At 72.3% G+C, this 17,168-nt stretch carries 18 protein-coding genes; 9 read left to right on the forward strand and 9 right to left on the reverse strand.

The genetic code is table 11. The features are described 5' to 3' along the window. On the reverse strand, positions 1 to 990 hold a 990-nt coding region (locus WEB03_RS08645), incomplete at its 3' end, for a hypothetical protein (protein WP_368070547.1). 194 nt (positions 991 to 1,184) lie between these two features. Between WEB03_RS08645 and WEB03_RS08650 the strand changes: the two genes are divergently transcribed. The 4 genes from WEB03_RS08650 (at position 1,185) to WEB03_RS08665 (ending at position 5,662) form a co-directional block, all read left to right on the forward strand. Next, a complete protein-coding gene (locus WEB03_RS08650; RefSeq protein ID WP_368070548.1) occupies positions 1,185 to 2,192 on the forward strand; it encodes a putative zinc-binding metallopeptidase in 1,008 nt (335 codons plus the stop codon). A gap of 88 nt (positions 2,193 to 2,280) precedes the next feature. Continuing rightward, the gene (gene deoC, locus WEB03_RS08655) at positions 2,281 to 3,270 is read left to right on the forward strand and encodes a deoxyribose-phosphate aldolase (protein ID WP_368070549.1); all 990 of its coding nucleotides are present in this window, start codon (positions 2,281 to 2,283) and stop codon (positions 3,268 to 3,270) included. 44 nt (positions 3,271 to 3,314) lie between these two features. Further along, a complete protein-coding gene (locus WEB03_RS08660; protein WP_368070550.1) occupies positions 3,315 to 4,793 on the forward strand; it encodes an aldehyde dehydrogenase family protein in 1,479 nt (492 codons plus the stop codon). Further along, on the forward strand, positions 4,790 to 5,662 hold the full coding sequence (locus tag WEB03_RS08665; RefSeq protein WP_368070551.1) for an aldehyde dehydrogenase family protein: 873 nt from the start codon (positions 4,790 to 4,792) through the stop codon (positions 5,660 to 5,662). Before WEB03_RS08660 ends, WEB03_RS08665 begins: the two co-directional genes overlap by 4 nt. 10 nt (positions 5,663 to 5,672) lie before the next feature. Here WEB03_RS08665 and WEB03_RS08670 read toward each other — a convergent pair whose 3' ends face one another. After that, positions 5,673 to 6,890 (reverse strand): EamA family transporter, encoded by a 1,218-nt coding sequence (locus tag WEB03_RS08670; protein ID WP_368070552.1) that lies wholly within the window; start codon positions 6,888 to 6,890, stop codon positions 5,673 to 5,675. Between the two features lie 96 nt (positions 6,891 to 6,986). Next, positions 6,987 to 7,364 (reverse strand): pyridoxamine 5'-phosphate oxidase family protein, encoded by a 378-nt coding sequence (locus WEB03_RS08675; RefSeq protein ID WP_368070553.1) that lies wholly within the window; start codon positions 7,362 to 7,364, stop codon positions 6,987 to 6,989. Between the two features lie 36 nt (positions 7,365 to 7,400). Between WEB03_RS08675 and WEB03_RS08680 the strand changes: the two genes are divergently transcribed. The 3 genes from WEB03_RS08680 to WEB03_RS08690 are packed head-to-tail and all read left to right on the forward strand — an operon-like array spanning position 7,401 to position 10,053. Continuing rightward, on the forward strand, positions 7,401 to 8,744 hold the full coding sequence (locus WEB03_RS08680; protein WP_368070554.1) for an aminotransferase class I/II-fold pyridoxal phosphate-dependent enzyme: 1,344 nt from the start codon (positions 7,401 to 7,403) through the stop codon (positions 8,742 to 8,744). A 21-nt stretch (positions 8,745 to 8,765) separates the two neighbouring features. Beyond that, entirely contained in the window at positions 8,766 to 9,467 is a 702-nt protein-coding gene (locus WEB03_RS08685; protein WP_368070555.1) for a uridine kinase, read from the forward strand. A 1-nt stretch (position 9,468) separates the two neighbouring features. Then, positions 9,469 to 10,053, forward strand: a complete 585-nt coding sequence (locus tag WEB03_RS08690) for a CoA pyrophosphatase (RefSeq protein ID WP_368070556.1) — start codon at positions 9,469 to 9,471, stop codon at positions 10,051 to 10,053. 9 nt (positions 10,054 to 10,062) lie between these two features. Here WEB03_RS08690 and uppS read toward each other — a convergent pair whose 3' ends face one another. Both uppS and recO read right to left on the reverse strand, forming a co-directional pair. Further along, positions 10,063 to 10,809, reverse strand: coding sequence for a polyprenyl diphosphate synthase (uppS, locus tag WEB03_RS08695; protein WP_368070557.1), 747 nt, complete (start codon positions 10,807 to 10,809; stop codon positions 10,063 to 10,065). Between the two features lie 63 nt (positions 10,810 to 10,872). Then, a complete protein-coding gene (recO, locus tag WEB03_RS08700; RefSeq protein ID WP_368070558.1) occupies positions 10,873 to 11,607 on the reverse strand; it encodes a DNA repair protein RecO in 735 nt (244 codons plus the stop codon). 220 nt (positions 11,608 to 11,827) lie between these two features. Between recO and WEB03_RS08705 the strand changes: the two genes are divergently transcribed. Next, positions 11,828 to 13,195, forward strand: a complete 1,368-nt coding sequence (locus WEB03_RS08705; RefSeq protein WP_368070559.1) for a hypothetical protein — start codon at positions 11,828 to 11,830, stop codon at positions 13,193 to 13,195. A 155-nt stretch (positions 13,196 to 13,350) separates the two neighbouring features. Then, positions 13,351 to 14,556 (forward strand): hypothetical protein, encoded by a 1,206-nt coding sequence (locus WEB03_RS08710; RefSeq protein ID WP_368070560.1) that lies wholly within the window; start codon positions 13,351 to 13,353, stop codon positions 14,554 to 14,556. Here the strand turns inward: WEB03_RS08710 and WEB03_RS08715 are convergent. From WEB03_RS08715 to WEB03_RS08730, 4 genes are all read right to left on the reverse strand, one after another. After that, the gene (locus tag WEB03_RS08715) at positions 14,529 to 15,314 is read right to left on the reverse strand and encodes an SCO1664 family protein (RefSeq protein ID WP_368070561.1); all 786 of its coding nucleotides are present in this window, start codon (positions 15,312 to 15,314) and stop codon (positions 14,529 to 14,531) included. The genes WEB03_RS08710 and WEB03_RS08715 overlap by 28 nt on opposite strands. A gap of 61 nt (positions 15,315 to 15,375) precedes the next feature. Next, positions 15,376 to 15,906, reverse strand: coding sequence for a DUF3090 family protein (locus WEB03_RS08720; RefSeq protein ID WP_368070562.1), 531 nt, complete (start codon positions 15,904 to 15,906; stop codon positions 15,376 to 15,378). After that, positions 15,903 to 16,574 carry an MSMEG_4193 family putative phosphomutase gene (locus WEB03_RS08725; protein WP_368070563.1) on the reverse strand — a complete coding sequence of 224 codons (672 nt, stop codon included), beginning with the start codon at positions 16,572 to 16,574 and terminating at the stop codon, positions 15,903 to 15,905. Before WEB03_RS08725 ends, WEB03_RS08720 begins: the two co-directional genes overlap by 4 nt. Before the next feature lie 87 nt (positions 16,575 to 16,661). Continuing rightward, positions 16,662 to 17,168, reverse strand: a 507-nt coding sequence (locus WEB03_RS08730) for a DUF2461 domain-containing protein (RefSeq protein ID WP_368070564.1), incomplete at its 5' end; no start/stop codon positions are given.

Genomic DNA, 17,168 nt, shown 5'->3' on the forward strand with positions numbered 1-17,168 from the left:
GGCCAGCAACCCGGTCCGCTCGAGCAGCTGCAGCTCCTCGGCGCCGAAGAACGGGGTGTACCGGTCGGTCCAGACCAGGATCCGCCCGTTCGAGAGCGGCTGCTGGAGCGCGTCGGGGCCCTGGCCATCCGGCGCGCCGAGCATCGGGGCGGTCACGCCGTCGGAACCGACGAGCTCACCCCGGTGCTCCAGCGCGATACCTCGGGCCGCGACGACCAGGCGCAGGTGCGGGACGAGGACCCGCGCGACGTCCCCGGCGTCCCGCGCGGCGAGCAGCTCCAGGGCCGCCGCGTGCAGCGCCTGCTCCTCGGGGCGGCGCCACAGCTGCCGCAACCAGCGCGGCGGGAGGAACCCGACCAGGAGCAGCAGCGCCGCGACGACGCCGAACACCAGGACCGCGAAGGTGAGCTCGTCCTCGGCCGCGGAGCTGGCGGCCATGAGCACGAGCACCAGGCTGAGCGTCCAGACGGCGGCGCCGAGCAGCCGCAACCGGCGGCGGGCGAGGGTCGGCTGGTGGTATCCCGCACGCCAGAACCGCCATCCCACCACCGGGAGGACGGTCACCCACGTGCCGACCACGGCCAGGAGGAACGCGGTGAAAGCCGGGGTCCAGGGATCCTCGGGCTCGGGGTAGGTGATCAGCGTCCCGGCGATCGCCGTCAGCGCCACGGTGACGCCGACCACGCGCTTCCACCGGTCGGCGACGGGTTCGAACGCGTCGAGGAAGCGCAGCAGCGGGTAGGGGAAGACCACGAGCACGGCCATCTGACCGTGCCCGATCCACTCGACGGCGCGGGGCGAGAACAGGTCCTCGAACTCGAGGGCCAAGCCGACCAGGAGCAGGGCCGCGAGCGAGCCGAAGGTCACGGCCAGCCACTTGCTCTGCTCGTCGCCACGTCGGCGCCACGTCCGGAGGGCCCAGAGCCCGACGATGACGAAGGTCGCCGTCAACGTGCGGTCGAGGACCTCGAGCACCAGCTCCACGGCCACCCGCCTCGTCGACGCAGTCTCAGCCGAGACGTGCCCCGTCCCGGTCGCCCGCATCTTCAACCGCCGATGGGGAGGCGACAATGGCCCGTCCGGGTGGTAGCCGCCGACCGGATGGGCTAGTCCGTCCAACATCACGGTGGCCTACCGTCGCGTCCTCCGCGGGACCGTCCGCGGTCCGACCGGGACGGACCCACGTGCACGCCTTCTCCTGCGAGCGCTGCGGCCAGCTCATCTTCTTCCACAACAGCGCGTGTCTGCGGTGCGGCGCCCCGCTGGCGTTCGACCCCGACGCGCTCCGGATGGTCGTCGCGGACGACGGCCAGCGTCGCTGCGCGGCGTCCAGGACCGCCGCGTGCAACTGGCTCGCCGCAACACCGGGCGAGCTCTGCGCGAGCTGCCGGCTGACCCGAACCCGACCCGCCGACGGGGACGCGGCGGCGCTCGCCGCGTTCGCCGAAGCCGAGGCCCACAAGCGCCGGCTGCTGTTCAACCTCCGCTCCCTCGGGCTCGACCTCGAACCGCGTGACGAGGCGACCGGGACCGGGGTGGCCTTCGACCTGCTCGCCAGCGATCACACACCCGTCACCACGGGCCACGCGGGAGGGGTCATCACCCTCGATCTCGCGGAGTCCGACACCGTCCACCGTGAGCAGGTCCGGGCCCGGATGCGCGAGCCGTACCGGACCGTCCTCGGTCACTTCCGCCACGAGATCGGCCACCACCTGTTCACGGTGCTCGTGCACGACGACGACCTGCCGGAGGTCCGCGACCGGTTCGGCGACGAGACCGCCGACTACCAGGCGGCGCTCGACCGGCACTACGCGGACGGCCCCCCACTGGACTGGGCGACCGACCACGTCAGCGAGTACGCCACGATGCACCCGGCCGAGGACTGGGCCGAGACCTTCGCCCACTACCTCCACATCCGGGCCACGTTGGAGACGGCAGCCGCCTACCGGCTCCGCGTCGACGGTCCCGAGGAGGCGGTCGGCGACGCCTACGTCGCCGATCCGGTCGCGGTCGACCCGACCAGCTTCGACGACATCTCTGCCACGTGGCTGCCCCTGTCGTTCGCGCTCAACGCCGTCAGCCGCAGCCTCGGGGACGGGGATCTGTACCCGTTCGTGCTGCCGCCGACGGTCCTGGACAAGCTCGCGCTCGTCCACCGGATCGTCGAGCGCGCCGCCCACGCGGGGAGCTGAGGGCTCGGGGACCGCAGCGGCCACGTACCGCCCGCGGGTAGGCTCGGACGTTCACCGAGGCCACGTTCCACCACCGATCGGCCCAGCGATGTCCCGTTCCCTCGTCCTCCCCGGCGACCCCACCGACCTGGAGGAGATCGCGACCTCCTCCACCGCGTTGCGGCGCTTCCTGCAGGGTCTGCCGGGTGTGGACCAGGTGGGCCTCGAGCACCGGGTCGCCAAGCTCGGCACCCGCTCGCTGAAGAAGGACGCCAAGATCTGGGCGCTCGACCTGGCCATCTCGGCGGTCGACCTGACCACGCTCGAGGGTGCCGACACGCCGGGCCGGGTCCGGTCGCTGGCAGCCAAGGCACGGCGACCCGATCCGTCCGACCCCGACTGCCCCCAGGTGGCCGCGGTCTGCGTCTACCCCGACCGCGTCGCGGTGGCCGCCGACGCCCTCGCCGGCACCGACATCCACGTCGCCTCGGTCGCCACCGCGTTCCCGTCGGGCCGCGCGAGCCTGGACATCAAGCGCCGGGACACCGCGGACGCCATCGAGGCGGGGGCCGACGAGATCGACATGGTCATCGACCGCGGGGCGTTCCTGTCGGGCGATTACGGCCGCGTCTTCCACGAGATCGTGGCGATCAAGGCGGTCTGCGACGAAGCGGGCGCAGCGGCGGGCCGCGACGTCCACCTCAAGGTCATCCTCGAGACCGGCGAGCTCCGCACGCTCGACAACGTCCGTCGGGCGTCGTGGCTGGCGCTGGCCGCCGGCGGCGACGTGATCAAGACCTCCACCGGCAAGGTCTCGCCCGCGTCGACCCTCCCGGTGACGGCCGTGATGCTGCAGGCCGTCCGGGACTGGCACGCGCTCACCGGCGAGCATCGCGGGGTGAAGTCCGCGGGTGGGATCCGGACGGCCAAGGACGCCCTCAAGTACCTCGTCCTCGTGCACGAGATCGCTGGCCCGGCGTGGCTGCACCCCGACCGCTTCCGCTTCGGCGCGTCGTCGCTGCTCAACGACCTGCTGATGCAGCGCGCCAAGCAGCGCACCGGCCAGTACTGGTCCGCTGACCGCGTCACCCTGGACTGATCTGCGCCCCGAGCGCGTGACGACCGACTGACTGAAAGACCGACATGACCTCCACCGAGACGGTCCCCGACCTGATCACGCCGACCTGGGACTACGCGCCAGCCCCCGAGGCTCGCGATCTGGCCACCATCCACGACACCTACGGGTTGTTCATCGGTGGCGAGTTCGTCGACCCCGACGACGGCGGCAGCATGGCGACCATCTCGCCAGCGACCGAGGAGCACCTCGCCGATGTGGCGGTGGCCGGCGAACGCGACGTCGACCGCGCCGTGAAGGCGGCGCGCAAGGCGTTCGGCCCGTGGTCGAAGCTGACGGGCACCGAGCGCAGCAAGTACCTGTTCCGCATCGCCCGGCTGCTGCAGGAACGGGCACGCGAGTTCGCCGTCCTCGAGTCGATCGACAACGGCAAGCCGATCCGCGAGACCCGCGACGTGGACGTGCCGACCGCTGCGGCGCACTTCTTCTACCACGCCGGTTGGGCCGACAAGCTCGACTGGGCCGGGCTCGGTCCCGACCCGCGCCCGCTCGGCGTGTGCGGCCAGGTCATCCCCTGGAACTTCCCGCTGCTCATGCTCGCCTGGAAGATCGCGCCCGCGCTCGCGTGCGGGAACACCGTGGTGCTCAAGCCCGCCGAGACCACCCCCCTGTCGGCGCTGTTGTTCGCCGAGGTCTGCCAGCAGGCCGACCTGCCCCCGGGTGTGGTCAACATCGTGACGGGTGCTGGCGACACCGGCGCGGCGCTCGTCGCCCAGACGGATGTCGACAAGGTCGCCTTCACCGGTTCGACCGCGGTCGGCAAGGCCATCGCCCGGCAGCTGGCCGGGACGGGCACGCGGCTCACGCTCGAGCTCGGCGGCAAGGCCGCGAACATCGTCTTCGACGACGCGCCGATCGACCAGGCGATCGAGGGCATCGTCGACGGCATCTTCTTCAACCAGGGCCACGTCTGCTGCGCCGGTTCGCGTCTGCTCGTGCAGGAGTCGGTCCACGACCTCGTGGTCGACAAGCTCCAGCAGCGGCTCGGCACCCTGCGGCTCGGCGATCCGCTCGACAAGAACACCGACATCGGCGCCATCAACTCGGCCGCCCAGCTGGCACGGATCGAGGCGCTCGTCGAAGCCGGCGAGGACGAGGGGGCGCAGCGGTGGTCGCCGGAGTGCGAGCTGCCCTCCAGCGGCTTCTGGTTCCGTCCGACGATCTTCACCGGGGTCGGGCAGAGCTCGCGGATCGCGCAGGAGGAGATCTTCGGGCCGGTCCTCAGCGTGCTCACCTTCCGCACCCCCGACGAGGCCGTGGCCAAGGCGAACAACACCCCGTACGGGCTGTCGGCGGGCGTCTGGACCGAGAAGGGGTCGCGCATCCTGTGGATGGCCGACCAGCTGCGTGCCGGCGTGGTGTGGGCCAACACCTTCAACCGGTTCGACCCCACCAGCCCGTTCGGTGGCTACAAGGAGTCCGGCTTCGGTCGCGAGGGCGGCCGCCACGGGCTCGTGTCCTACCTCCAGGAGGAACCCCACCGATGAGCGGTCCGCGACTCGAGGTCAGGAAGACCTACAAGCTCTACGTCGGTGGGAAGTTCCCCCGCTCGGAATCCGGCCGGTCCTACGAGGTCGTCGACGCCAAGGGCGGCCTGCTCGCCAACGCGTCGCGAGCGTCGCGCAAGGACGTGCGGGACACGGTGGTCGCCGCACGCGCCGCGCAACCGGGGTGGGCCGCGGCGACGGCCTACAACCGTGGCCAGGTCCTGTACCGGGTGGCCGAGATCCTCGAGGGACGCCGCGACCAGTTCGTCGCCGAGGTCGCCGCCGCCGAGGGGCTGACCGCCCGGAAGGCCACCGCGCAGGTGGACGCCGCCATCGACCGGTGGGTCTGGTACGCGGGCTGGTCGGACAAGTTCCAGGCCGTGCACTCCACCGCCAACCCCGTGGCCGGCCCCTACTTCGACCTGTCGGTCCCCGAGCCCACCGGCGTGGTCGCTGCGCTCGCGCCGCAGACCTCGTCGCTGCTCGGGCTCGTGGCCGTGGTCGCACCCATCGTGGTGTCGGGCAACACCGTCGTCGTCGTCGCCAGCGAGCAACGTCCCCTGCCGGCCGTCACGCTCGGCGAGGTGCTCGCCACCTCGGACGTCCCCGGCGGGGTCATCAACCTGCTCACCGGGCGGACCGAGGAGCTCGCACCCGTCCTCGCGTCGCACCTCGACGTCAACGCCATCGACCTGACCGGCTGGGCCGGCCGCGATGCGACCGAGCTCGAGGTCGCCGCCGCCGAGAACGTCAAGCGCATCCTGCCGGCCGAACCCGAGGAGCCGGACTTCACCGGCGTCCCGCGGGGTCCACGCCGGATCGTGGCGTTCTGCGAGACCAAGACCGTCTGGCACCCGAAGGGCCTGTGATCCGCACGGCTCAACCGACGTCGTCGGGCAGGTCGGGCAGGTCGCGCCGGACGGGTCGGTACGGCGCGGCTCCCGGACGGACGTAGAGCCGCGCCGCAGCGGGGAGGCGGCCGACCGTGCGGCGCGCGTCGTGCCAGCGCCGCTCCCCGGCGAAGACGTCGCCACCCGAGGTGGGCTGCGCCGGGACCGGCTGATCGGGGCGACCGGTGATGAGCAACACCACCGAGGCCAGCACGATCGCGCCTCCGAGCAGCGTTCGACCCGTCACCAGCTCACCTGCGAAGGCCCAGCCGAGCCCCACCGCCACGAGCGGGTTGACGTAGGCGTAGCTCCCGACCAGGACCGTCGAGGCGTTCCGCAGCAGCCACCGGTACGCGGTGAAGGCGACGATCGACCCGGCGGTGACGAGGTAGGCCAGCGCGACCAGGGAGCTCGTGTCGACGGCGGCGAGGTCGAAACGGCCCGGCTCACCGATCGCCACGCTGACCACGACGAACCCGAGGGCAGCGCCGAGCATCTCCATCGACGACGCGAGCAACGGTTCGTCCGGTGCGTCCGCCGACCGGCTGTGGAGGGTGCCGGCCGCCCACGAGAAGGACCCGGCGAGGACCACGAGCGTGGGGACGATCTTGCCGCCGGAGGGGTCCACGAGCGCGGTGACACCCGCGAGCCCCACCGCGAGGCCGAGCCAGGCGCGGGCGCTCAACCGCTCACCGAACCGCACCCGGGCCAGGAACGCCAGCCACAGCGGGACGGTGGCGCACAGGAGGGCTGCGGTGCCGGAGCCGAGGTGGACCTGCGCGGCGGTCACCAGACCCGTTCCGCCGACCAGCAGCATGGAGCCGGTGACGACCGCGGACCACCACTGGCGCAACGTCGGTCGCAGGGCGGCGCCACGGATCGCGAGCACGTACAGGACACCGCCGGCGAGCGAGAAGCGGGCGGCCATCATCAGGAACGGCGGGATCGTGGTGACGGCGATCCCGTTGGCCAGGAACGTCGATCCCCACACGACGTAGACGGTGAGGAGCGCGGCGGGGACCTTGCCACCGTGTGGCACCAGGCGTCCGCGCTGCGCCACCTGCCGGGACACCTGCAGTGCCCACCGCAGCGGTGACGGCCGGACGGGTGGGCGCGAGGGGCCGCGCCGCGGTCCTTCGAACAGACGGGGCGCCAGGTCGATGGGGGCGCGGGGCAACGCGCGGACGGGCGTGGGGACGTTCGGCACGAAGATCTCGGGGGTGGGGTGGGCGCGTCGAGCACCGGGATGGATCGCCGCCGGGTGGTCCGGCGGGGCGGAGGTGGCGGGGCGGGCGCGGCGGTCTCAGCGGATCGCGGGCGCCCCTCGTCGTCGGCGTCCGTCGGTGGCGACCGTCGGGATCGACGCGGCGAGCGCCGGATCGAGCGCAGCGTCCGGTTCCGGGTCGCCGAGGGCGGTCAGCAGCGGCACGATGCCGGCCCAGACCGGCAGGTCGAGATCGCTCGGCTCATCGCTCACGCCGCCGTCGCGCACCTTGGCCACGGCCGTGTCGAGCGGCACACGCAGGACCGTGGTGGCCCGCAGCTCCGAGGGGGTGGGCCACCGCACCTCGGCCCATCGACCTGGCACGACGTGCTCGGTCAGCACGCGGAGGGCGGCCACCTTGTCGTCCGGGACGCGACGGACGCGGGTCAGCTCCGGTGTCACGGGGTCCACGGTCACCTCCCCCTCGGGCTCGATATCTGTTACGGTACAGTTATGCGAACTGACACAACACAGCAACCCGGACAGTATGCCATACGTGGCTCCTCCGCGGCGTCCATCATCCGCTCGGTCGAGCACGGCGTGATCAGCGGGGCCCTCCAGCCGGGTGAGCCGGTCCCCTCGGTCCGCGCGTTGGCGCGCACGCTCGAGGTCTCCCCGACCACCGTGGCGGCCGCGTACCGCGATCTGCGCCAGCGGGGGGTGCTCGTCAGCCACGACCGGTCGCGGACCGTGGTCGGCCACCGTCCGCCGTTGAGCGTCCGGCTCGCACCACCCATCCCCCCCGGGTCGATCGACCTCGCCTCCGGGAACCCCGACCCCGCGCTCCTGCCGGACCTCGCTCCGGCCATCGAGCACCTCGATCCACGCCCGCGGCTCTACGGCGCAGCGCCGGGTCACCCGCGGCTGCTCGCGCTCGCGGCCACGGCGCTGGCTGGCGACGGCCTCCCGACGGATCACCTCGCCGTCGTCAGCGGCGGGCTCGACGGGATCGAGCGCGTGCTCGAGGTGCACCTCCGCGTCGGCGACCGCATCGCGGTGGAGGATCCCGGCTACGTCGGGTCCATCGACCTCGCGCGCGCGATGGGGCTGATCCCCGTCCCGGTCGCCGTCGACGACGATGGGCCGACCCCCGAGGGCCTGGCGGCGGCGCTCGACCGTGGCGTGCACGCGCTGCTCGTCGTGCCGCGGGCCCAGAACCCGATGGGAGCGGCGATCTCAGCCGAGCGAGCACGGGCGCTCCGTGCGTTGCTCGACGACCACCCCGACGTGCTGGTCATCGAGGACGACCACGCGGCCGCCGTCGCCGGACCACCGCTGCACCCGCTGAGCGATCCGTCCCGGGAACGCTGGGTGGCCGTGCGGAGCGTCGCCAAGGGCCTCGGCCCCGACCTGCGCGTCGCCGTGGTCACCGGCGACGAGGACACCGTGGCTCGCGTGCTCGGTCGTCAGCGGCTCGGCACGGGGTGGGTCAGCCACCTCATCCAGCAGCTCGCCGCCGACACCTGGGACCGTGCCCGCCGTGACGGGACCCTCGACCACGCCGCCGCGACCTACGGGCGACGCCGGGACGCCCTCATCGACGCGCTCGCGGAGCGCGAGATCGCGGCCCACGGCGTGAGCGGGTTGAACGTCTGGGTCCCGGTCGCCGAGGAGGTCCCGGTGGTCCAGGGACTCGCCGCACGCGGGTGGGCCGTGCAGGCCGGCGAGCCGTTCCGGATCGACGCGGAGCCCGCCGTCCGCATCACGACCGCGGCCCTCCCGACCGAACATGTGCCCGAACTGGTCGCCGCGCTCGAGGACGTGCTGGCGCAGCGGCTCGGGACGAGGCGCGGCTGACGACCACTACCCTGCCGGCCGATGGACACCTCTCCCCACCGGCTGCGTCCGACCGACGCCGGCACCGATGATCCGGACGCACCGACGGTGCGGACGCGCATCGTGCTCCTCGCCGGCCCCTCCGGATCGGGCAAGTCCACGCTGGCAGAGCGTCTCGGGCTCCCCACCATCGCGCTCGACGACTTCTACCGGGACGGCGACGACGCGGCGCTGCCTCACCGGGACCTGCCTGGCCACAGCGGTGCTCGGCTGGTGGACTGGGACGACCCTCGATCCTGGCACGCCGATCGCGCGCTCACCGCGTTGGTGGAGCTCGCGCGGACGGGCACGGTCGAGCTCCCCGTCTACGACATCCCGACGAGCCGGACCACCGGTGTGCACCGCATCGAGGTGGGCGACGCGCCGCTCGTCGTGGCCGAGGGCATCTTCGCCGCCGAGCTGGTCGGGGCGTGCCGCGACGCTGGTGTCCTCGCCGACGCGCTGTGCCTGACGCTGCGGCCGAACCTCACCTTCTGCCGGCGGTTGACCCGTGACCTGCGGGAGGGGCGCAAGCCACCGTTGACGCTCCTGCGTCGCGGGCTCGCGCTGCGTCGGGCCGAACCCCGGATCGTCGCCCGACAGGTCGCCCTCGGCGCCGCACCCGTCAGCCCCGACGATGCCGTCCGTCGGCTCGCGCGTCTGCGCGACGAGCTCCGCCGCGGACGCTCCGACCTCGCAGCCTGACGTGCGTCCCGCTGCCGAGGTGACCCTCGATGAGGTCGCCGCCCAGCTGGCGTCCCGTGCCGACGACCGGGCTCCCGCCGATCCGGCTCACCCCTGGCAGGCCGCGGTCGCCGTGGTGCTGGCCCCGGGTACAGCCGGTCTCGACATCGCCTTCATCGAACGCGTCGTCCGGCCGGGCGACCGGTGGTCGGGCCAGATGGCGTTGCCGGGAGGCAAGCGCGAACCCGCGGACCCCGACCTCGCCACGACCGCAGCCAGGGAGACCGCCGAGGAGGTCGGGCTGGACGTCGGCGAACCGATCGGCCGCCTCGCCGACCAGCGGGGCCGTGTCAGCAAGGGGATGGTGGCGGCGTTCGTGTTCGGGCTCGACGACCGGCCGGCGCTCCGTCCGCAACCCAGCGAGGTGGCGGCCGCCGACTGGATCGCGTTGTCGTGGCTCTACGACCCGGCCAACGTGGTCCGGCGCCGCTGGGTCGGTGTCCCCTTCCCGGGCATCGCCCACCGGGATCGGGTCATCTGGGGGCTGACGCACCGCATCCTCGACGACCTCGGTTCGAGCCTCGGGCTGGCCCTCCCCCGGCCGTGACCACGTCGATCAGCCGCGGATGGTGATGACCTTGTCGACCGCACGACCGAAGCGTCGCTCCCGGGCTTGGTAGGTGGCGACGCAACGCGCGAGCTCGTGCCGGTCGAAATCGGGCCAGAGCGTGTCGGTGAACACCAGCTCCGCGTACGCCGCCTGGAGCGGCAGGAAGTTCGACAACCGCTGTTCGCCGGAGGTGCGCACCAGCAGGTCCACCGGTGACATCCCCGGGTCGTACAGCCGCGCCTCGATCGCGCGTGCGTCGATGCGTTTGAGCTCACCCGACGCCAGGTCCTCCGCTGCGGCCTTGGCCGCGTCCGCGATCTCGTGCTGGCCGCCGTAGTTGAACGCGATGCGCAGCGTCATGCGCTCGTCGTCGCCCGTCAGCGCCTCGGTCGACTCGATGAGCTTGACCAGACGCCGCGGCACGGGGCGACCGCGGCGGCCGATGAAGCGCACCCGCACGCCGCGCTCGTGCAGCTCGTCGGCGCGCCGCAGCAGCAACGATTCGTTGAAGTTCAGCAGGAACTTCACCTCGGACGCGGGACGCTTCCAGTTCTCGCTCGAGAACGCGTAGACGGTCAACTCGCGGATGCCGAGCTCGATCGCTCCCTCCACGGTGTCGAACAGCGCAGCTTCACCAGCCTCGTGGCCGTCGTTGCGCGGCAGGCCGCGTTGGTTCGCCCACCGACCGTTGCCGTCCATGATGATCGCGACGTGGCCGGGTACGAGGTCGCGATCGGCGTCGACGGGATGCACGTTCAGCACCTTCGAGGAGGGGCCCGGAGCGTAGCCATCGGGCACCCCCAGCCGGCCCGTGGGTCACCTCGGGACGAGGCCGTAGCTGCGCAGCTGGCGGTTCAGGTGGTGCTCGACGAACGCCCGCACGTAGGACCCAGCGATCCGGTGGGCGTCCGGCGCAGCGGCGACCGCACCCGGCAGCGCGGCCCACTCCCCCGGCGACACCAGCAGGTCGAGCAACGCCACGACCTCGGGCCCGACCGCACGCGTCCCGGTCGGCGCGTGATCGGGACAGAGCGTGCCACCGACCTTGACCGACAGGAACGCGTGCGGGCCGGGGCGACCACAGATCGCGCACGCCCCCGCGAAGCACCGGAACCCGGCGATCGACGAGGCCCGGAGCAGGAACGCGTCGACGAAGACCGCCGGCTCGAGCGGGCCTGCCTCCAAGGTCTGCAGGCCGGCGCGGAGCAGCAGGAACAGGGCGTTGTCCCGCTCACCCTCCTGGGCGATCTGGTCGGTCAGCTCGCACATGGCGGCCGCCGCGGCGGAGAGCCCGTGATCGGCCCGGACCGCCGCGTGCGGGGCGATGAGTTCGACCTGGTTGATGGTGTCGAGGTTGCGGCCCTCGTACAGCTGGAGGTCGACGTGGCTGTAGGGCTCGAGGCGCCCACCGAAACGGCTCCCCGGACGACGCACACCCTTGGCGACCGCCCGCACCTTGCCCCGCCCCTGGGTCAAGAGGTGGACGATGCGGTCGGTCTCGCCGAGCTTGTAGGTGCGCAGGACGATGCCCTGCTCGCGGTAGGTGGCCATCGGACCTGCGCTGATCGGAGCGAGCCCGGACCTCGTCCAGCTCGATCGGTGTGGGGTGCGCGTTCCCCGTCGGAAGGCGACCGCGCGGTGTGCCAGGACGCACACGGTAACGACTCCGTAACGGCCGTCCATCAGGCTGCTCCTGGTCGGAGCGAGGGACGCAGCCGCGCGCATCCGGGGGGAGAGCGCGGCGACGCCCAGGGTGCGGGAGGCGAGACGCATGGGGAACGCGCACACGTTGCGGGGGTCGCTGGTGCTCGCCGGTGCGGGTCTGCTGATCGCCAGCTGTTCGGAAGGGTCCGAGCCGGTCGCGACCGTGCTCGTGGACGACGAGCACGACGAGTTCGCGACACAGTTCATCCTCTTCCTCCCCGACGAGGTGCGGGCGCACCCGGGCGACACCATCAGCTTCGAACAGCACTGGACCGGGGAACCGCACACCGTCACCTTCGGCACGGCCGTGACCGAGGTGCTCGAGATCACCCGACCGCTCATCGCGGAGTACGGCGACCGGCCCGATCACGAGGTCCCACCCGAGGTGCTCGAGGAGTACTTCGCCGCCGAGTCCTCGCTGCCGTCGTGGTACGGCGGCCCGCCGGAGGAGGGGGAGGACGAGGATCCGTCCGACGACCCCGACGCGGCCGCGACCAACGTCACCGCTGATGTGCCCGACGACGAGCGCGACGACGCAGCCACGCCGTCCTTCACGCCGCCCATGCCGCAGGCGCTCGCGCAGCCGTGTCTCATCACCGACGGTGAGGTACCCGAGGACACCATGGCGCCGTGCGAGGAGCAGGAGCTGCCGCCGTTCGAGGGCACCGAGACCTACTACAACAGCGGGATCATCCCCTACGAGGGCCCGAGCGGGAACACCTTCGAGTTCACCCTCTCCGAGGACATCGCCCCGGGCACCTACGGCTTCTACTGCGCCGTGCACGGCTCGTTCCAGAGCGGGGTCGTCGAGGTGGTCCCCGAGGACCAGCCGATCCCACCGCGTGAGGAGAACGCTCGGCAGCTGCGCGAGGCGGTCACCGCCGTGGTCGAACCGTTCGAGCAGACCTTCAACGAGGCGCTCCAGGGGCGGTACTCGTACGCGGGAGAGGACCACGACTGGAACTACGCGGGGCTGCTGGACGAGGAAGCCACCGACGGCATCGTCAACGAGTTCCTGCCCGCGGTGATCGAGGCTCGGGTGGACGAACCGGTCACGTGGCGCATGTTCGGCGGACACTCGATCAGCTTCGACGTGCCCGAGTACCTGCCCATCGTCGAGTTCAGCGAGGACGGGCAGGTCCAGTCCAACGAGGCGGCGTACGCGCCGGCCGGTGGTGCGCCACCGCTGCCGGAGCCTGGTGGGCCGGGCGAGGCCGGCGAGGACGGCGAGGCCGGCGAGGACGGCGAAGACGGCCCCCCGGAACCGATGGTCATCGACGGTGGCACGTGGGACGGCGACGGGTTCTGGTCCTCGGGCGTGGTCTACGCCGAGCCGTACCTCGACTACACCGTCCGCGTGTCACGTCCGGGGACCTACCGCTACGCCTGCCTGATCCACCCGCCGATGGTCGGGACGTTGCGCGTGACGGAGTGACGGTGTCCGCACCCACCGGAACACGGACCTCACCGCCTGGCGCGGACGGGGCGTTCTAGGTCCTCTTCGCGGTCTACCTGCTCGGTGGCCTGTTCGTCCTGGGCCAGGGGCTGCTCGCGGTCCTCGCGTCTGCGATCCCCGCCGTCCACGAGGCGATGCACGTGCGGGCCCTCGGCGGGGGTGAGCTCGCCCGCATCGCCCTGCGCGCAGCGGACGCTGCCCACGGGGTCCCCTCCGGGCTGCAGATCACCGTCGACACCGTCTTCAGCGTCACCCACCTCGGACTGGCAGCGTTGCTGCTCTGGCTCCGGCCCCGGCACTGGGGTGCTCGCCTGCTCGCGACCGCCTTCGTCGGCGCTGCCGGCGTGTTCAACCTCACCGCGCAGGCCGCGTTCGAACAGTTGCCCCTGACGGCGGCCGGATCCGTGGCGCAGGCGGGCGCGCACACCATCGCCGGGCTCGCGTACGTCTACGCCCTCCTGCTCTTCCCCGACGGCCGTCCCGTCCCACGGTGGCGGCCGAGCGCCATCGCCGGGCTCTACCTCGGGGTCACGATCGCCGCCGTGTACCTGTCGATCCGGGTCGAGGGCACGGCACGACCCGCGGCGCTCCTGCTGTTCTTCGGCGTGATGGTCCCGGTCGTGGGGACCGCCGCGCAGGGCTACCGGCTCCACAGGCCGGGCGACGAGACCAGGCATGCGCAGGCGCGGCTGCTGTTCTGGGCGCTCCTGCCGTCGGTGGTGTTCGGCGTCCTCTTCCTCGCCACGCACGGGGTGACCGGAACCTCGACCACGTTCGCCGGACGTCACCTTCCCGAGGCTCCCGTCACGCTCTACCGCTACTTCCAACCCGCCTTCGCGCTCATCCCGATGGCGCTGTTCGCCGGCCTGCTCCGTTACCGGCTGTGGGACATCGAGCGGCTGCTCAACCGCACGATCGTCTACGCCGCGGCGACGGGCCTGCTCGGTGGCGTCTACCTGCTGTTCGTCGTGGTGCTGCAGCAGGCGCTCGGCCAGGTCGCGGCCACCCCGATCATCGAGAACCGGCTCGTTGTTGCCATCACCACGTTGCTGCTCGCCTCGGTCTTCCGCCCCGTCCGCGACCGGGTCCAGCGGTTCGTGGACCGGCGCTTCCACCGCAGCCGGTACGACGCCCAGGTGACCGTCGAGCGGTTCTCACGACAGCTGCGGGACCAGGTCGAGCCGGACCGGATCGCCGCTGACCTGTCGGCCGTGCTCGCCGAGGTCGTCGGTCCGCGGAGCGCCGACCTGTGGCTCGTCGGCTCGAGGTCCCGTGGAGACGAGCCATCGGCGCAGGCCCAGCCCGGGCGGAGCTACAGCATCGGCCACGGGAAGGGGTGACGGCCGCCAGGCTCGGGGAAGACCTCACGTGCGGCCACCACCCCCACCCGCTCCGCGAGGACCGCCAGCTCTGCGCCGGTCAACAGCCGTCCGAGCCGGTCACGCAGGGCACCGTCCGACAGCTCATCCGCGAGCGTGGCCACGTCGGTGCGCAGCCAGTGCGGCACCGGCTCGCCCGCGAAGTGCCAGCCGACCGTGCGGAGCTTGTGGTCGACGTTGAAGCTGACGCCGTGGTCCACCAACCGGACCTGGCCGCCGAGGCGACCACCGCGCTCGGTCGACCGTTCGAGCAGCACGTGCCCACCCTTGCGGTCGGCGTTGTCGATGACGGCGTCGAGGACGACCATGGCGCGGAGCTGCTCGAGCACCGCTTCGTCGCCGCGTTCGAGCAGGTGGAAGTAGTGGTGCGCCGGGTCGTGCGGGACGTACCGCTGCAGGCTCCCCGCTCCGAACGGTCCCGCGTCGATCACGACGGTGACCGGGACGAGATCCCACCCGAGGGCCGCGGACACCTCGTAGGCGGCGGCTTCCCGCAGGTGGAGCGTGCCGGTCGGGAAGTCCCACAGCGGCGACTCACCTCGCCGCGGCTTGTGCACCGCCAGGTCGGACGGGTCGAGGTCGTCGAGCTCCGGGTCCCGTCCGAGCTCCTCCGCGAGCTCCGCGAGGGTGCGCGCATCGCGGTCGGTCAGGCGGACCAGCAGCGTCGCGTTGGATGCGTCCGCGAACCGGCCGATGACCTCGAAGGTCGCCGTCCGCATGCGCCTCGCCAACTCCTCCTCGGAGGGTGGCTGGTCGGGTGCGTCCGCATCGAGGTTCACCTCAGCGTGACAGCTTCCCGTGCCCGTTGGTCGATGGGCACACGTGTCCACCGTCGGGATCGGTCGGGCGGCCGCAGAGCTTGCAACGAGGACGGCCCTCACCGACCACCTCGGCGCAGTGGGCAGCCAACCGGCGGACCTGATCCTGGTCGGCCCAGATGCGCACCTCGAGCAGGTCGGCGTCCTCGTCGACCGCACCGAGATCATCACCGAGGTCGAGCTCGACGAACTCCAGGACGAAGCGGCCGCGCTCGGGATCGAGGCCGACCTGGATCGCGCCGATCCGCCACCGGGGGTCGATCGGGGGCCGCAGCTCCATCGCGGCACGGTCCCAGTCCGTGGCCGGAGCATCCTCGACGCGGGTGAGCAGCTGGGCGAGCAGCTCGCCGAGACCGGCCACCTGGGTCTTCTCGCACGCGAGCGTCACCAGCTCGGTCGCGTCCTGGGCCTGCACGAAGAACGTGCGGTCCCCCGGGACACCGGTGGAACCGGCGGTCACGTGGTGCGGTTCGGTCAGCTCGATGTCGATCACGAGGTTGCACCCCCCGTCGTGCGGTCCGCGCGGCGGGTGGGCCGTCTCCCGGCGGTGCCTCGGCTCGCCGACAGAGGACCGCTGTCGTTGATGCGGGACACGACCGGCGGCGCACCGTCGGCGAGGTGCACGACGCTGACGCTGGCGGGGGCGATGTGCAGCCGTTGGAAGGTGTCGAGCGGCATCCCGAGCAGGTGGGCCAGCACCGCCTTGATCACGTCGGCGTGGCTGACCACCACGATCGTGTCGTCACCGTGCTCGGCCGCGAGCGACTCGAGGGCATCGACCGCGCGCTGCTGGGCACCGCGGATCGATCCACCACCCGGGAACGTCACCCGCGATGGTGTGGCCTGGATGACCTTCCAGAGCTTCTCGCGGCGCAGCTCCTTCAGTGGGCGATCGGTCCAATCCCCGTAGTCGACCTCGCCGATGGCCCTGCGCGTGCGCACCCGCAGACCGTGGACCTTGGCGACGTGCTTGGCGGTCTCCTGGGTCCGTTCGAGCGGCGAGGCGTAGACGGCCGCGATCGGCAACGACGCGAGACGGTCGGCGACGGCCTGGGCTTGGGCGACACCCCCCTCGTCGAGGTGGACACCGGGCGTCCAACCGCCGAGCCGGTGACCCGTCGCGGGTGTCGTCGCGTGCCGGACGAGCACGATGGTCGTCACGCGCAGCTCCTCATCCGGGGGCGGACGCTAGCGACTCCACCGCGGGCTCCGGGACGGACGGGCCCACGCTGCGATCGTCGCCACGGTTCAGCCACCACGCGGTCGACGGGGCTCGGTGGCTGCGCCCACGTGCTGCTCCAGCCAGTCGCAGATGGGCGCACCTGCCCGCCAGGTCGCGGCGACCCGGTCGTAGCTCTCCGGCGTGTGGACCCACGGTTCGACGGGCCAGCTGCGCGACACCGTCAGCCGCTTGTGGCGCAGCAGCTCGATGCGCGGGTGCGACGGGTCCATCCCCTGCGGGGCGCGCTTCAACGCCGAACCTCCCACCTCGTACCCCGCCTCGCGAACCGCGGCGACCAGCTCGACGAGGGCGCCACCGGTCCGGACGTCGTCGACGGCGCGGCGGAAGCGCTCGATCTGGTCGCGTGACAGCTCCCAGTACCCGGTCGACGCGTGGAGCCCCTCCGCGCTCACCTGGACGTAGACGCCGGCACGGGCCGTCCCCGATCGGAACCCGATGACCGCCCCGCAGTGCTCCTTGTAGGGCCGCTTGTCCTTCGAGAACCGCACGTCCCGGTTCGGGCGGAACACCTT

Source organism: Nitriliruptor sp., from assembly GCF_040882075.1.
Lineage (GTDB): Bacteria > Actinomycetota > Nitriliruptoria > Nitriliruptorales > Nitriliruptoraceae > Nitriliruptor.